Source organism: Bacillus sp. PS237 (genome assembly GCF_037963345.1).
GTDB classification, from domain to species: Bacteria; Bacillota; Bacilli; order Bacillales; family Bacillaceae; genus Bacillus; species Bacillus subtilis.
The window spans coordinates 2269685-2284603 of record NZ_CP150156.1 but is presented as its reverse complement, the minus strand read 5'-3'; the positions used below and the strand labels follow the sequence as shown (position 1 = coordinate 2284603).

Genomic DNA, 14919 nt, shown 5'->3' with positions numbered 1-14919 from the left:
CCTTTTTCATAAAGTTCGTGATACAATCCTTAGAGGAGAAAAGAGCAAGGAGAGGAATTATGGAAAAGAAATTATCGATTGCAATCGACGGCCCGGCAGCTGCGGGGAAAAGCACCGTTGCCAAAATTGTGGCTGAGAAAAAATCGTACATATATATTGATACAGGAGCGATGTATCGGGCGATTACGTACGCGGCTTTACAGGAAAACGTTGATCTGACAGATGAAGAAAAACTGGCTGAGCTGCTAAAGCGGACAGACATTGAGCTGATTACAACAAAAGATGGACAAAAAGTGTTTGTAAACGGCACCGATGTAACTGAGGCGATCAGAACAGATGAAATCAGCAACCAAGTTTCAATTGCGGCCAAGCACAGAAGTGTCAGAGAAGAAATGGTGAAACGCCAGCAGCAGCTTGGGGAAAAAGGCGGCGTCGTCATGGATGGTCGTGACATCGGGACGCATGTGCTGCCAAATGCAGAAGTAAAAATCTTTCTTTTGGCATCTGTGGAAGAGAGAGCGAAACGCCGTTATGAAGAAAATGTGAAAAAAGGCTTTGATGTCAACTACGAAACATTAATTGAGGAAATTGCAAGAAGAGACAAGCTTGATTCAGAGCGCGAAGTATCTCCGCTGCGTAAAGCAGAAGACGCTCTTGAAATCGACACGACATCGCTTTCCATTCAAGAGGTAGCTGATAAAATCCTCGAGGCTGTGGAGCAAAAGTCCCGCTGAGGATGGCAAATGCCACTTTTTTTGAATTTTTCAACGAAGATAGAATGTTATTGCTTGACAAACCTGTCCTTTTATTAGAAGTTAATACTAATAAAACTTTTTATTGATCATTCAAAAAACTTTTTTGGATGATTCTTTAATACATATTCGGCTAAAAGCGGGCATGTTATATGTTCAGCTTTCAAACCGTTTTAATTAAGCTGTGTAGGTTTGGACCAAGGAGGTTATTCAAATGACAGAGGAAATGAATCAAATTGATGTTCAAGTGCCAGAGGTTGGAGATGTAGTTAAAGGGATTGTGACAAAGGTAGAAGACAAACATGTAGATGTAGAAATTATCAATGTCAAACAATCCGGTATTATTCCAATCAGTGAATTATCAAGTCTTCATGTAGAGAAAGCATCGGATGTTGTTAAAGTAGACGACGAGCTTGACCTGAAAGTAACAAAAGTGGAAGACGATGCTTTGATTTTATCTAAACGTGCTGTTGATGCAGACCGCGCTTGGGAAGACCTTGAGAAAAAATTTGAAACAAAAGAAGTGTTTGAAGCTGAAGTGAAAGATGTCGTGAAAGGCGGCCTTGTCGTTGATATCGGCGTTCGCGGTTTTATTCCGGCATCACTTGTTGAAGCACATTTCGTTGAAGACTTCACTGACTATAAAGGAAAAACACTGTCACTGCTCGTTGTAGAGCTTGACCGTGATAAAAACCGCGTGATCCTTTCACACCGTGCTGTTGTTGAAAGTGAACAAGCGAATAAAAAACAAGAACTTCTTCAGTCTCTTGAAGTTGGAAGTGTACTTGATGGCAAAGTACAGCGCCTGACTGACTTTGGCGCGTTTGTTGATATTGGCGGCATCGACGGACTTGTACACATTTCACAGCTTTCCCACTCTCATGTAGAGAAGCCGTCTGACGTTGTTGAAGAGGGACAAGAAGTAAAAGTGAAAGTGTTATCGGTTGACCGTGATAATGAACGTATTTCTTTATCGATCAAAGATACACTGCCTGGACCTTGGAACCAAATCGGCGAAAAAGTGAAGCCTGGCGATGTGCTTGAAGGAACTGTACAGCGTCTTGTAAGCTTCGGTGCCTTTGTTGAAATCCTTCCAGGTGTTGAAGGTCTCGTTCATATTTCTCAAATTTCCAATAAACACATCGGCACGCCGCATGAAGTCCTTGAAGAAGGACAGACTGTAAAAGTGAAGGTTCTTGATGTGAATGAAAATGAGGAGCGCATTTCATTAAGCATGCGTGAACTTGAAGAAACGCCTAAAGCTGACCAGGAAGATTACCGTCAATATCAAGCGAAGGAAGAAACAAGCACTGGCTTCCAGCTTGGAGATCTGATCGGAGATAAGCTGAATAAACTAAAATAATTGGTGATAAACGTGACTCGAGCAGAACGAAAAAGACAACACATCAATCATGCCTTGTCCATCGGCCAGAAGCGGGAAACAGGTCTTGATGATATTACGTTTGTTCACGTCAGTCTGCCCGATCTTGCATTAGAACAAGTAGATATTTCCACAAAAATCGGCGAACTTTCAAGCAGTTCGCCGATTTTTATCAATGCAATGACTGGCGGCGGCGGAAAACTTACATATGAGATTAATAAATCGCTTGCGCGAGCGGCTTCTCAGGCTGGAATTCCCCTTGCTGTGGGATCGCAAATGTCAGCATTAAAAGATCCATCAGAGCGTCTTTCCTATGAAATTGTTCGAAAGGAAAACCCAAACGGGCTGATTTTTGCCAACCTGGGAAGCGAGGCAACGGCTGCTCAGGCAAAGGAAGCCGTTGAGATGATTGGAGCAAACGCACTGCAGATCCACCTCAATGTGATTCAGGAAATTGTGATGCCTGAAGGGGACAGAAGCTTTAGCGGCGCATTGAAACGCATTGAACAAATTTGCAGCCGGGTCAGTGTACCGGTCATTGTGAAAGAAGTCGGCTTCGGTATGAGCAAAGCATCAGCAGGAAAGCTGTATGAAGCTGGTGCTGCAGCTGTTGACATTGGCGGTTACGGGGGAACAAATTTCTCGAAAATCGAAAATCTCCGAAGACAGCGGCAAATCTCCTTTTTTAATTCGTGGGGCATTTCGACAGCTGCAAGTTTGGCGGAAATCCGCTCTGAGTTTCCTGCAAGCACCATGATCGCCTCTGGCGGTCTGCAAGATGCGCTTGACGTGGCAAAGGCAATTGCGCTGGGGGCCTCTTGCACCGGAATGGCAGGGCATTTTTTAAAAGCGCTGACTGACAGCGGTGAGGAAGGACTGCTTGAGGAGATTCAGCTGATCCTTGAGGAATTAAAGTTGATTATGACCGTGCTGGGTGCCAGAACAATTGCCGATTTACAAAAGGCGCCCCTTGTGATCAAAGGTGAAACCCATCATTGGCTCACAGAGAGAGGGGTCAATACATCAAGCTATAGTGTGCGATAAATGATAAAAGCCCAAAACCATATGTGGTTTGGGCTTTTTGTATTATGATTTTCGCTTTTTGAATCTTCCGTTTTGTTCAAGGCTTGTCGCTCCGTCATAGTGAATGGACTGGTCGCGATCTGATTCGACTCTGCCTGAAGCTTTGAGTTTTTTCTCTTGTCTGTCTTTTCCCATGATCATACTCCTTAATGTGAGATCGATTGTTTAAAAAATGTGCTTGAACTCCATACTGGGAATATGGAGGAAGTAAAATGGAACAATTTTATTACTATTGGTCAATGTGGTTTCTGTGGGTTCTGACAACATTTATTTTTGAAAAGACGAAAAGACGAATTGCCGTCTCTGTCTTTATTTTAACTAATATTATTCTAAGCATACATGACATCGCTTTATATTTTTCCCTGAATGCTGCATATTTGATGTTTTTCGTTTGCGGATGTGTCTATGCCGGGTATTTGGGAATGTATCGTTTTCGTTACATCATGGTCTATCTGACGCTTGTTGCCGCGTATGCGTTTGTTTATCTTTTTGCATTATATGACCCGGTTTGGTTCATCATAAAACCTGAGTGGGCTGCTGTTATATTAATAGTGCTTTTAACAGCTTCTGTTGAAAGGAATTTTGAGAAGCAGCTTGTCTTATTTGTCCTAGGGATGTGCCAAGGCGAACTGGTGTATTCATTTGTGATCCAGAAGTTGGCCGGGGCTATGGCTGTCGGCGGCTTTCAATGGCTGAATGCGTGTTCTGCGGGGATGATATTGCTGTTTGGCATATCTAAATACGAACACCTCGCAAGCCAGATTGGTCAGAAAAGCAAAAGATCAAACAAAGGAGCTACCAAAATGTCATGAGTGATTACATCTATCCGATTATTGCTGGGGTCATTGCCGGAATTGCGACAAGGCTTTATATGCTGAAAACGGATTACCGCCAGTATCCGACCTATGTTCATGGGAAAGTGATTCACATCGCACTGGGGTTGATAGCGGCTGGTTTAGGTGCAATTATTATGCCGGCGCTTTTGCAGGAGGAATTTACGGCCATCACATTTTTAACATTGGCAGCGACGCAATTTAGAGATGTCCGAAACATGGAGCGGAACACATTGACGCAAATGGATTCGTATGAACTTGTCTCAAGGGGAAGCACATATATTGAGGGGATTGCCATTGCGTTTGAAAGCAGAAATTATATTGTGATCTTTACAGCGCTTTTGACAACCTCTGCGTATGTGTTTTTATCCATCTGGGCTGCAGTCATAGCGGCTGTCGTTTGTTTTTTACTGGCCATGAAGTTTATGTCGGGCAGTGTGTTGAAGGATATTGTAGATATCGAGTACATAAAGCCGCGCTTTGACGGTCCGGGACTGTTTGTTGATAATATTTATATGATGAATATCGGGCTTCCAGAGAAACAGGAACTGATTTTAAAGCATGGCATGGGCTTTATTTTGACGCCGAAAAACTTTAATTCAGCAGCGACGATAGCAAATTTAGGGCAGCGTCAGGCCATTTTATTTGATGTTTCCAATGTGCTCGGGGTTTATCGGGATTCAGGAGAGCCATCTTTGACACCAATTGCAAAACGGGATTTAAATGATGGGAGAGTGGCAGTATTTGTTCTCCCGCAAATTCACCATCCCGAAACGGCTGTTCAAATTATTAGCAATGTTCCAACCCTGGAAAATGCGATTAGAATGCCGACTGAATTTATCAAGAATCAGGATAAGGTGATAGGATGAGTGAATCTCTTACGAAAGTGATTTTGTCTGTAATCACGACAAATCGAAATCGGGTTGCAGGGGGAGCACCTGTCTTTTTTTGCAATGACCAAAAGGAGATGGAGCTTTTCGCTAAAAATCTTGAGGCGATCCTTGATGGAATAGCTCACAGAATCGGAGATGACGTGTATTTGATCGTGAAACATTTTTAAGAATAGTTGTGATCCCAGTAAAAACTGATATAATAAATGAGTTAAGCCCTTCCTCTGAAGGGTTTCTTTTCATAAAAGTGAATGAAATGATTTTAATAACCGGTTGAAAATTTATGTAAAAATGAAAGCGGCTGGATTGAAAGGAAGGGTACTATGGGTAAACCTGTCGTAGCCATTGTCGGGAGACCAAATGTAGGAAAATCCACAATCTTTAACCGGATTGCGGGAGAAAGAATTTCAATAGTAGAAGATACCCCTGGCGTGACAAGGGATCGGATATACAGCTCGGCTGAATGGCTGAATTATGATTTTAATTTGATTGATACGGGCGGTATTGATATCGGTGATGAGCCGTTTTTAGCGCAGATTCGCCAGCAAGCTGAAATCGCCATGGATGAAGCGGACGTGATTATTTTTATGGTGAACGGCCGTGAAGGCGTGACAGCTGCTGATGAAGAAGTGGCGAAAATTTTGTACCGCACAAAAAAGCCTGTTGTTTTAGCGGTTAATAAACTGGATAACACAGAAATGAGAGCGAATATTTATGATTTTTATTCGCTAGGCTTTGGCGAGCCGTATCCAATTTCGGGAACACACGGACTCGGACTGGGTGATTTACTGGATGCCGTTGCAGAGCATTTTAAAAACATTCCTGAAACGAAATACAATGAAGAAGTTATTCAATTCTGTCTGATCGGACGTCCAAATGTCGGAAAGTCTTCACTTGTGAATGCGATGCTCGGCGAAGAACGCGTTATTGTCAGCAACGTGGCTGGAACGACAAGAGATGCTGTTGATACGTCATTTACTTACAACCAGCAGGAGTTTGTCATTGTCGATACTGCAGGTATGCGAAAAAAAGGGAAAGTCTATGAAACGACTGAGAAGTATAGTGTACTGCGGGCGCTAAAAGCGATTGACCGCTCAGAAGTCGTGGCGGTTGTGCTGGATGGCGAAGAAGGCATTATTGAACAGGACAAGCGTATCGCCGGTTATGCACACGAAGCGGGCAAGGCCGTCGTCATCGTCGTAAACAAATGGGATGCTGTTGACAAAGATGAGAGCACGATGAAAGAATTTGAAGAAAATATTCGCGATCATTTTCAATTTCTGGATTATGCGCCAATCCTATTTATGTCTGCCTTAACGAAAAAACGGATCCATACTCTGATGCCTGCGATTATCAAAGCTAGTGAAAATCATTCACTTCGAGTTCAAACAAACGTCTTAAATGATGTCATCATGGACGCTGTGGCAATGAATCCGACACCGACTCATAACGGTTCTCGTTTGAAAATTTACTATGCGACTCAAGTGTCGGTAAAGCCGCCAAGCTTCGTTGTGTTTGTAAACGATCCGGAACTGATGCATTTTTCATACGAACGGTTTTTAGAAAACCGAATCAGAGACGCGTTCGGTTTTGAGGGGACACCAATCAAAATATTTGCAAGAGCTAGAAAATAAAAAGGTGTGAATCAAACATGAAAAAAGTCACAATGCTTGGAGCGGGGAGTTGGGGAACAGCACTGGCTTTAGTTCTAACTGATAATGGAAATGAAGTGTGTGTGTGGGCTCACCGTGCAGATTTAATTCATCAAATTAATGAGTTGCATGAAAACAAAGATTATTTGCCGAATGTTAAGCTGTCTACATCCATTAAAGGAACAACAGATATGAAAGAGGCTGTTTCAGACGCAGATGTCATTATCGTTGCGGTCCCGACAAAAGCAATTCGGGAAGTGCTGAGACAGGCTGTCCCTTTTATAACGAAAAAGGCAGTCTTTGTTCATGTCAGCAAGGGTATTGAGCCAGATTCACTTCTGCGCATTTCTGAAATTATGGAAATTGAGCTCCCGAGTGATGTCAGAAAAGATATCGTTGTCCTTTCCGGCCCGAGTCATGCGGAAGAAGTAGGGCTGCGGCACCCCACAACTGTTACTGCATCTTCAAAGAGCATGAGGGCAGCAGAAGAGGTGCAGGATCTATTTATTAATCACAATTTTCGGGTGTACACAAATCCTGACATTATCGGAGTTGAAATCGGAGGGGCTTTAAAAAATATTATTGCCCTTGCTGCAGGAATTACAGATGGTTTAGGGTACGGTGACAATGCCAAAGCTGCTTTGATTACACGCGGACTTGCCGAAATCGCGAGACTCGGAACGAAAATGGGCGGAAATCCCTTGACGTTCTCTGGATTGACAGGAGTAGGCGATCTGATTGTGACGTGCACAAGTGTTCATTCCAGAAACTGGCGTGCGGGCAATTTGCTCGGAAAAGGGTACAAGCTTGAAGATGTTCTTGAAGAGATGGGAATGGTAGTCGAAGGCGTCCGCACGACGAAAGCGGCTTATCAGCTTTCGAAGAAATATGATGTTAAAATGCCGATTACAGAAGCTCTCCATCAGGTCCTATTCAACGGACAAAAAGTGGAAACCGCTGTTGAATCTTTAATGGCGAGAGGGAAAACCCACGAGATGGAGGATTTGGTAAATACGTTTGAAAATCAAGTGAAGTAAAAGTGTCAATCAAATGGTGAATCGCATATCTTAATTGAACGAAAGCCCGAAAAACAGAAGAACACCCAAGTCTTGGGATCTCCTGAAACATTTTGCCGATTTAGGCAATAGAGGATGCATCTGTATGCCAAGTCGCATACTATAGCATCGAAGTCCAAGAGAGTGTTTCTTAAACGTGCAGGTGAATATAGTCAAGTTGACTGAAGCGAAGGTCCCCCTCTTTGCTTCAGTTTTTTTGTTCTATCAATGGATGGAAAATCTGGTTGATCTTTTCCGGCGCTGTATATTAAAATATAATATAACGCTTATATCTTACATATCGGGGAGGCGCACGTCATTGAATCTGGCATTGATGAAAATGTGGTTTGCTCTAGGGTCCATGGGTCTGATGTTTCTGGCTGTAGCTTCCATCTATTTAAGCCGCTTTAAGTGCCAAAACCGTTTTTTGAAGATTGCGATTTCATCATTCGCATACATGTGTATGCTCATATCTGGAATTATTGTGTTTGTCGTGGTTTTTAGCGGCCCTGTCAATGAATAAAGCTGTAAAAGGAAGTGCTGTATGGGTAAACTGAAGTGCGCAATCATTTTTGCGGCAGTCGTGTTTTTATCCGGATGTTTATATCCAAATGAACGGAAAAGCAGTGTGCATGCCATTCCTTATCAAGACCAGCTAAAGCAGGTTCAATCTGCTGTTGATGAATTTCAAAAGGCAAATGGAGGGCTGCTTCCTATTCAAACCAAAGATATGTCGACACCGCTATATCAAAAATATCCGATAGACTTTAACCGGTTAGCGCCAAGATACATAGCTGAACCTCCAAGTACGGCATTTGAAAGCGGGGGAGACTATCAATACGTGCTTGTTGACGTAGAGAACGATCCGACTGTTAAATTAATTGATCTAAAGATGGCAGAAAAAATTCGCGATGTGAAATTGCGCATCCAAATGTATCGTCAGGAGCATCAATATCCGCCTTACAAGGATGTGCTATCTCGTGATTTATTTACACTCGATGAGAAGAAGCTTGGGGATGGCAGCTCTCTTACAGTGACAAGCCCAATCTCAGGGAATTCCTTGCCGCTTATGATTGACGGAGACGGAGAAATATATGCCGATTACCGGACTGAGCTGGCTTCTTGCCTCAAAAAAAGCAAAAAAACGTTTAAACCCGGGACTGAAATCCAGGATATGATTTGGCATGAAACCCCCTTTGTCCCCGCGTTTTCTGTAAAATATACGGTAAATGACAAACAGGAACCTGTTTTTTTAGAAAATGATATGAAAAAGGAATGAACCTTTCTCCCTTGCATACAAATAGGGAGAAAGGTTTTTTTATATTAATAGATTGAGGATGAGAAATTTTCTAAAGATGTCATATTCAAATAGGACAACGTCATACACATATAGTGTCCTGTGTTTGATTGAAAGAGCTTAATAAAATTGAAAAGGATAGGAAGTCCGGGAGGGGATCACTTGGAAAAGGTCGATATTTTCAAGGATATCGCTGAACGAACAGGAGGCGATATATACTTAGGAGTCGTAGGTGCTGTCCGTACAGGAAAATCCACGTTCATTAAAAAATTTATGGAGCTTGTGGTGCTCCCGAATATCAGTAACGAAGCAGACCGGGCCCGAGCGCAGGATGAACTGCCGCAGAGCGCAGCCGGCAAAACCATTATGACTACAGAGCCTAAATTTGTTCCGAATCAGGCGATGTCTGTTCATGTGTCAGACGGACTCGATGTGAATATAAGATTAGTAGATTGTGTAGGTTACACAGTGCCCGGCGCTAAAGGATATGAAGATGAAAACGGGCCGCGGATGATCAATACGCCTTGGTACGAAGAACCGATCCCATTTCATGAGGCTGCTGAAATCGGCACACGAAAAGTCATTCAAGAACACTCGACCATCGGAGTTGTCATTACGACAGACGGCACCATTGGAGATATCGCCAGAAGTGACTATATAGAGGCTGAAGAAAGAGTCATTGAAGAGCTGAAAGAGGTTGGCAAACCTTTTATTATGGTCATCAACTCAGTCAGGCCGTATCACCCGGAAACGGAAGCCATGCGCCAGGATTTAAGCGAAAAATATGATATCCCGGTATTGGCAATGAGTGTAGAGAGCATGCGGGAATCAGATGTGCTGAGTGTGCTCAGAGAGGCCCTCTACGAGTTTCCGGTGCTAGAAGTGAATGTCAATCTCCCAAGCTGGGTAATGGTGCTGAAAGAAAACCATTGGTTGCGTGAAAGCTATCAGGAGTCCGTGAAGGAAACGGTTAAGGATATTAAACGGCTCCGGGACGTAGACAGGGTTGTCGGCCAATTCAGCGAGTTTGAATTCATTGAAAGTGCCGGATTAGCCGGAATTGAGCTGGGCCAAGGGGTGGCAGAAATTGATTTGTACGCGCCTGATCATCTATATGATCAAATCCTAAAAGAAGTTGTGGGCGTCGAAATCAGAGGAAGAGACCATCTGCTTGAGCTCATGCAAGACTTCGCCCATGCGAAAACAGAATATGATCAAGTGTCTGATGCCTTAAAAATGGTCAAACAGACGGGATACGGCATTGCAGCGCCTGCTTTAGCTGATATGAGTCTCGATGAGCCGGAAATTATAAGGCAGGGCTCGCGATTCGGTGTGAGGCTGAAAGCTGTCGCTCCGTCGATCCATATGATCAAAGTAGATGTCGAAAGCGAATTCGCCCCGATTATCGGAACGGAAAAACAAAGTGAAGAGCTTGTACGCTATTTAATGCAGGACTTTGAGGATGATCCGCTCTCCATCTGGAATTCCGATATCTTCGGAAGGTCGCTGAGCTCAATTGTGAGAGAAGGGATTCAGGCAAAGCTGTCATTGATGCCTGAAAACGCACGGTATAAATTAAAAGAAACATTAGAAAGAATCATAAACGAAGGCTCTGGCGGCTTAATCGCCATCATCCTGTAATACCGGTAGACCTCTTTATAGAATGGGAGGTCTTTTTTCTTTGCTCTTAATAATGGAAAAGGATCAAGGAATAGGATGAAAAAAGGAAAAAAAGGAATATTCGTTCGGTAAATCACCTTAAATCCTTGACGAGCAAGGGATTGACGCTTTAAAATGCTTGATATGGCTTTTTATATGTGTTACTCTACATACAGAAATTCTTCACTTTGTTGGACAAACATTCCTCAGAGTGCAGTTTTTCTTAAAAAGCCGTTTAATTGTCTTTCTCTTACTTGCTCTCATTTTTTTCTGAGACAGGTTTAGAATCAGACTGAACTGTGAAGAAATGATAATAAACGAACTGAATGTATCCTTTTGGGAGGAGGTGAAAGGCATGAACAAAACAGAACTTATCAATGCGGTTGCAGAAGCAAGCGAATTGTCTAAAAAAGACGCTACAAAAGCAGTTGACTCTGTTTTTGATACGATCTTAGATGCACTTAAAAACGGTGATAAAATCCAACTGATCGGTTTTGGTAACTTCGAGGTGCGTGAACGTTCTGCACGTAAAGGACGCAATCCTCAAACAGGTGAAGAAATCGAAATTCCAGCAAGCAAAGTACCTGCTTTCAAACCAGGTAAAGCGCTTAAAGACGCAGTTGCCGGAAAATAATTGTGAATATAGATCGTGTATGCATCTAGCTTACATACACTTTATTTCTTCACAGAAAAGCCCCTTTCTAAGGGGCTTTTCATATTTCAAGAGCATGGGCTTCCTGACAGGGCATTCACTTTGCTTTTAGCGGGGCATATGTGCTAGAATCGAAATTAAATGTATTCATTGGTGGAGGACATAGAACATGAAAGAAGTTAATAAAGAGCAAATCGAACAAGCTGTTCGTCAAATTTTAGAAGCGATCGGAGAAGACCCGAATAGAGAAGGGCTTCTTGATACTCCGAAAAGAGTCGCAAAGATGTATGCCGAAGTATTCTCCGGCTTGAATGAAGATCCAAAAGAACATTTCCAGACTATCTTCGGTGAAAACCATGAGGAGCTTGTTCTTGTAAAAGATATAGCGTTTCATTCTATGTGTGAGCATCACCTTGTTCCCTTTTATGGAAAAGCACATGTTGCATATATCCCGCGAGGCGGAAAGGTCACAGGACTCAGCAAACTGGCACGTGCCGTTGAAGCCGTTGCAAAGCGCCCGCAGCTTCAGGAACGCATCACTTCTACAATTGCAGAAAGCATCGTAGAAACGCTTGATCCGCATGGCGTAATGGTAGTGGTTGAAGCGGAACACATGTGCATGACGATGCGCGGTGTAAGAAAACCGGGTGCGAAAACTGTGACTTCAGCAGTCAGAGGCGTTTTTAAAGATGATGCCGCTGCCCGTGCAGAAGTATTGGAACATATTAAACGCCAGGACTAATAAAGATAGAGGGTGCTATAAATGAACCAAAAGCATTCAAGTGATTTTGTCGTCATTAAAGCCGTTGAGGACGGAGTGAATGTGATCGGCCTGACAAGAGGAACAGACACAAAGTTTCACCATTCCGAAAAACTCGACAAGGGAGAAGTGATCATCGCTCAGTTTACAGAGCATACTTCTGCCATTAAAGTCAGAGGAGAGGCACTGATTCAAACCGCGTACGGAGAAATGAAAAGCGAAAAAAAATAAGCTGGCTGTCCCCGCTGTTAAAAGCAAATGCTCGCAAACAGCGGGAGGATACAGCCAATTTCTTTTTTTTATGCTATAATGATACCTGCGTAAGCGAATGAAAAGATAAAACTCATACATAGATTAAGAAATAAATGTGAATTTGGGGACAAGGGTGATATTTTTGCAAGACATCTACGGAACTTTAGCCAATCTGAACACGAAATTAAAACAAAAGCTGTCTCATCCTTATTTAGCGAAGCATATTTCTGCGCCGAAAATTGATGAGGATAAGCTTCTTCTTTTTCATGCTTTATTTGAAGAAGCCGACATAAAAAACAACGACAGAGAAAATTATATTGTAACAGCGATGCTTGTACAAAGCGCCCTTGATACCCATGATGAAGTGACGACAGCTAGAGTCATAAAACGAGACGAAAACAAAAACCGCCAATTGACTGTTCTCGCGGGCGATTATTTCAGCGGGCTGTACTACTCTTTACTATCTGAAATGAAGGATATCTACATGATTCGGACGCTTGCTACAGCCATTAAAGAAATCAACGAACATAAAATTCGTCTGTATGACCGTTCTTTCAAGGACGAAAACGATTTTTTCGAAAGTGTCGGCATCGTTGAATCAGCTTTATTCCATCGTGTGGCGGAACACTTCAACCTCCCGCGCTGGAAAAAGCTGTCGAGTGATTTTTTTGTATTTAAGCGGCTTATGAACGGAAATGATGCATTTCTGGATGTGATCGGCAGTTTTATACAGCTGGGAAAAACAAAAGAAGAGATATTAGAAGATTGTTTTAAAAAAGCGAAAAACAGCATTGAGTCACTTCTGCCTCTAAATTCACCTATTCAGAACATTTTAATAAACCGTCTGAAGACAATCAGCCAAGATCAAACCTATCATCAGAAAGTGGAAGAAGGGTAAACCATTATGCAGGACTCAAAAGAACAGCGCGTACACGGAGTATTTGAAAAAATATATAAAAATTATGACCAAATGAACTCTGTCATCAGTTTTCAGCAGCATAAAAAATGGCGCGACAAAACGATGCGCATCATGAATGTAAAGGAAGGCGCAAAAGCACTTGATGTCTGCTGCGGAACGGCTGACTGGACGATCGCTCTTGCAAAAGCGGCAGGCAAAAGCGGCGAGATCAAGGGCTTGGATTTCAGTGAAAATATGCTGAGTGTCGGCGAGCAGAAAGTAAAAGACGGCGGATTCAGCCAAATTGAACTGCTGCACGGAAATGCGATGGAGCTTCCTTTTGATGATGATACATTTGATTATGTCACCATTGGCTTCGGACTCCGCAATGTCCCTGATTACTTGACTGTACTGAAAGAGATGAGACGTGTAGTGAAGCCGGGCGGGCAGGTGGTATGTCTGGAAACGTCCCAGCCGGAAATGTTCGGATTCAGACAGGCTTACTTTATGTACTTTAAGTATATTATGCCGTTTTTCGGGAAACTGTTTGCGAAGAGCTATAAAGAATATTCTTGGCTTCAAGAATCAGCCAGAGATTTCCCTGGAATGAAGGAACTGGCAGGCCTGTTTGAAGAGGCGGGCCTGAAAAATGTTAAATATCATTCGTTTACTGGCGGAGTCGCTGCCACGCATATCGGATGGAAATGAAAACACAGATGTTTGGGTGAATGATATGAAATTTAAAATGGCCTACTCTTTTTTAAATGACGATATTGATGTAATCGAAAGAGAACTTGAACAAACCGTACGTTCCGATTACCCGCTTTTAAGCGAGGCAGGTCTTCACCTGCTGCAGGCCGGAGGGAAACGTATTCGGCCTGTTTTCGTGCTGCTTTCTGGCATGTTTGGCGATTATGATATTAATAAGATTAAATATGTCGCCGTCACTCTGGAAATGATTCACATGGCATCTTTGGTTCATGATGATGTCATTGATGATGCAGAGCTTCGCCGAGGAAAACCGACAATCAAAGCAAAGTGGGACAATCGTATTGCGATGTACACAGGCGATTATATGCTTGCGGGATCTCTTGAAATGATGACGAGAATTAACGAACCGAAAGCCCATAGGATTTTGTCACAGACGATCGTTGAAGTTTGTCTAGGGGAAATTGAGCAGATCAAAGACAAATACAACATGGAACAAAATCTCAGAACGTATCTCCGCCGTATCAAAAGAAAAACAGCTCTCTTGATCGCGGTCAGCTGCCAGCTTGGTGCCATTGCGTCTGGAGCTGATGAGAAGATTCATAAGGCATTGTACTGGTTTGGGTATTACGTCGGCATGTCTTATCAGATTATTGATGATATTCTTGATTTTACTTCAACTGAGGAAGAGCTGGGTAAACCCGTAGGAGGAGATTTGCTTCAAGGAAACGTCACATTGCCAGTGCTGTATGCCCTGAAAAATCCTGCATTAAAAAACCAGCTTAAATTGATTAACAGTGAGACAACGCAGGAACAGCTTGAACCAATCATTGAAGAAATCAAAAAAACAGATGCAATTGAAGCATCTATGGCAGTAAGCGAAATGTATCTGCAGAAAGCTTTTCAGAAATTAAACACGCTTCCTCGAGGGCGCGCACGCTCGTCTCTTGCAGCCATCGCAAAATATATCGGTAAAAGAAAATTTTAATTTTTGTAGATATTAAGAAATTTCTCCGCCCCGGATTGATTAATTATCAGAAAGATGTT

18 protein-coding genes are annotated in these 14919 nt (G+C 42.7%); 17 read left to right on the top strand and 1 reads right to left on the bottom strand.

The window, feature by feature from the left end:
• Window positions 1-59 precede the first annotated feature (59 nt).
• The 3 genes from cmk to fni all read left to right on the top strand — a co-directional run bounded on the left by cmk (window position 60) and on the right by fni (window position 3177).
• Complete coding sequence (gene cmk / locus NST22_RS11605; protein ID WP_003230555.1) at window positions 60-734, top strand: (d)CMP kinase; 675 nt, start codon at window positions 60-62, stop codon at window positions 732-734.
• Window positions 735-966: 232 nt separating this feature from the next.
• Window positions 967-2115, top strand: a complete 1149-nt coding sequence (rpsA, locus tag NST22_RS11600; RefSeq protein ID WP_003230556.1) for a 30S ribosomal protein S1 — start codon at window positions 967-969, stop codon at window positions 2113-2115.
• 12 nt (window positions 2116-2127) lie between these two features.
• Window positions 2128-3177 (top strand): type 2 isopentenyl-diphosphate Delta-isomerase, encoded by a 1050-nt coding sequence (gene fni, locus NST22_RS11595; RefSeq protein ID WP_004399098.1) that lies wholly within the window; start codon window positions 2128-2130, stop codon window positions 3175-3177.
• Between the two features lie 42 nt (window positions 3178-3219).
• On the opposite strand, the gene NST22_RS11590 is transcribed toward fni, so the two are convergent.
• Window positions 3220-3351 (bottom strand): YpzI family protein, encoded by a 132-nt coding sequence (locus tag NST22_RS11590; protein ID WP_003225499.1) that lies wholly within the window; start codon window positions 3349-3351, stop codon window positions 3220-3222.
• Window positions 3352-3428: 77 nt separating this feature from the next.
• Here NST22_RS11590 and NST22_RS11585 point away from each other — a divergent pair, with 77 nt between their 5' ends.
• The 14 genes from NST22_RS11585 (at window position 3429) to hepT (ending at window position 14860) form a co-directional block, all read left to right on the top strand.
• Window positions 3429-4028, top strand: a complete 600-nt coding sequence (locus NST22_RS11585) for a hypothetical protein (RefSeq protein WP_003230560.1) — start codon at window positions 3429-3431, stop codon at window positions 4026-4028.
• A complete protein-coding gene (locus tag NST22_RS11580) occupies window positions 4025-4918 on the top strand; it encodes a YIEGIA family protein (protein ID WP_003230562.1) in 894 nt (297 codons plus the stop codon). Before NST22_RS11585 ends, NST22_RS11580 begins: the two co-directional genes overlap by 4 nt.
• Window positions 4915-5109, top strand: coding sequence for a hypothetical protein (locus NST22_RS11575; protein WP_003230563.1), 195 nt, complete (start codon window positions 4915-4917; stop codon window positions 5107-5109). Before NST22_RS11580 ends, NST22_RS11575 begins: the two co-directional genes overlap by 4 nt.
• A 153-nt stretch (window positions 5110-5262) precedes the next feature.
• Complete coding sequence (engA, locus tag NST22_RS11570) at window positions 5263-6573, top strand: ribosome-associated GTPase EngA (RefSeq protein WP_003230565.1); 1311 nt, start codon at window positions 5263-5265, stop codon at window positions 6571-6573.
• A 17-nt stretch (window positions 6574-6590) separates the two neighbouring features.
• Window positions 6591-7628, top strand: coding sequence for an NAD(P)H-dependent glycerol-3-phosphate dehydrogenase (locus tag NST22_RS11565; protein WP_003230566.1), 1038 nt, complete (start codon window positions 6591-6593; stop codon window positions 7626-7628).
• 337 nt (window positions 7629-7965) lie between these two features.
• Window positions 7966-8169 (top strand): DUF2768 domain-containing protein, encoded by a 204-nt coding sequence (locus tag NST22_RS11560; protein ID WP_004399143.1) that lies wholly within the window; start codon window positions 7966-7968, stop codon window positions 8167-8169.
• A gap of 21 nt (window positions 8170-8190) precedes the next feature.
• Window positions 8191-8925, top strand: a complete 735-nt coding sequence (locus NST22_RS11555; protein WP_003230571.1) for a hypothetical protein — start codon at window positions 8191-8193, stop codon at window positions 8923-8925.
• A gap of 180 nt (window positions 8926-9105) precedes the next feature.
• The gene (gene spoIVA / locus NST22_RS11550; protein ID WP_003230572.1) at window positions 9106-10584 is read left to right on the top strand and encodes a stage IV sporulation protein A; all 1479 of its coding nucleotides are present in this window, start codon (window positions 9106-9108) and stop codon (window positions 10582-10584) included.
• Window positions 10585-10957: 373 nt separating this feature from the next.
• A complete protein-coding gene (gene hbs / locus NST22_RS11545) occupies window positions 10958-11236 on the top strand; it encodes a non-specific DNA-binding protein Hbs (RefSeq protein WP_003153447.1) in 279 nt (92 codons plus the stop codon).
• Window positions 11237-11423: 187 nt separating this feature from the next.
• On the top strand, window positions 11424-11996 hold the full coding sequence (folE, locus tag NST22_RS11540) for a GTP cyclohydrolase I FolE (RefSeq protein WP_003225516.1): 573 nt from the start codon (window positions 11424-11426) through the stop codon (window positions 11994-11996).
• Between the two features lie 21 nt (window positions 11997-12017).
• Window positions 12018-12245 carry a trp RNA-binding attenuation protein MtrB gene (gene mtrB / locus NST22_RS11535; protein WP_003230576.1) on the top strand — a complete coding sequence of 76 codons (228 nt, stop codon included), beginning with the start codon at window positions 12018-12020 and terminating at the stop codon, window positions 12243-12245.
• A gap of 163 nt (window positions 12246-12408) precedes the next feature.
• Window positions 12409-13164, top strand: coding sequence for a heptaprenyl diphosphate synthase component 1 (gene hepS / locus NST22_RS11530; protein ID WP_004398550.1), 756 nt, complete (start codon window positions 12409-12411; stop codon window positions 13162-13164).
• Window positions 13165-13170: 6 nt separating this feature from the next.
• Complete coding sequence (menG, locus tag NST22_RS11525; RefSeq protein ID WP_003230580.1) at window positions 13171-13872, top strand: demethylmenaquinone methyltransferase; 702 nt, start codon at window positions 13171-13173, stop codon at window positions 13870-13872.
• A gap of 25 nt (window positions 13873-13897) precedes the next feature.
• Window positions 13898-14860 carry a heptaprenyl diphosphate synthase component II gene (hepT, locus tag NST22_RS11520; protein ID WP_003246013.1) on the top strand — a complete coding sequence of 321 codons (963 nt, stop codon included), beginning with the start codon at window positions 13898-13900 and terminating at the stop codon, window positions 14858-14860.
• Window positions 14861-14919: the final 59 nt, after the last annotated feature.

Bases quoted from the DNA above. Each gene is read 5' to 3' on its own strand.
- NST22_RS11590 (WP_003225499.1), bottom strand. From the start codon at position 3,351: ATGGGAAAAGACAGACAAGAGAAAAAACTCAAAGCTTCAGGCAGAGTC.
- engA (WP_003230565.1), top strand. From the start codon at position 5,263: ATGGGTAAACCTGTCGTAGCCATTGTCGGGAGACCAAATGTAGGAAAA.
- NST22_RS11555 (WP_003230571.1), top strand. From the start codon at position 8,191: ATGGGTAAACTGAAGTGCGCAATCATTTTTGCGGCAGTCGTGTTTTTA.
- NST22_RS11580 (WP_003230562.1), top strand. From the start codon at position 4,025: ATGAGTGATTACATCTATCCGATTATTGCTGGGGTCATTGCCGGAATT.
- hbs (WP_003153447.1), top strand. From the start codon at position 10,958: ATGAACAAAACAGAACTTATCAATGCGGTTGCAGAAGCAAGCGAATTG.
- cmk (WP_003230555.1), top strand. From the start codon at position 60: ATGGAAAAGAAATTATCGATTGCAATCGACGGCCCGGCAGCTGCGGGG.
- hepT (WP_003246013.1), top strand. From the start codon at position 13,898: ATGAAATTTAAAATGGCCTACTCTTTTTTAAATGACGATATTGATGTA.
- NST22_RS11575 (WP_003230563.1), top strand. From the start codon at position 4,915: ATGAGTGAATCTCTTACGAAAGTGATTTTGTCTGTAATCACGACAAAT.
- rpsA (WP_003230556.1), top strand. From the start codon at position 967: ATGACAGAGGAAATGAATCAAATTGATGTTCAAGTGCCAGAGGTTGGA.
- mtrB (WP_003230576.1), top strand. From the start codon at position 12,018: ATGAACCAAAAGCATTCAAGTGATTTTGTCGTCATTAAAGCCGTTGAG.
- menG (WP_003230580.1), top strand. From the start codon at position 13,171: ATGCAGGACTCAAAAGAACAGCGCGTACACGGAGTATTTGAAAAAATA.
- NST22_RS11565 (WP_003230566.1), top strand. From the start codon at position 6,591: ATGAAAAAAGTCACAATGCTTGGAGCGGGGAGTTGGGGAACAGCACTG.
- NST22_RS11585 (WP_003230560.1), top strand. From the start codon at position 3,429: ATGGAACAATTTTATTACTATTGGTCAATGTGGTTTCTGTGGGTTCTG.
- folE (WP_003225516.1), top strand. From the start codon at position 11,424: ATGAAAGAAGTTAATAAAGAGCAAATCGAACAAGCTGTTCGTCAAATT.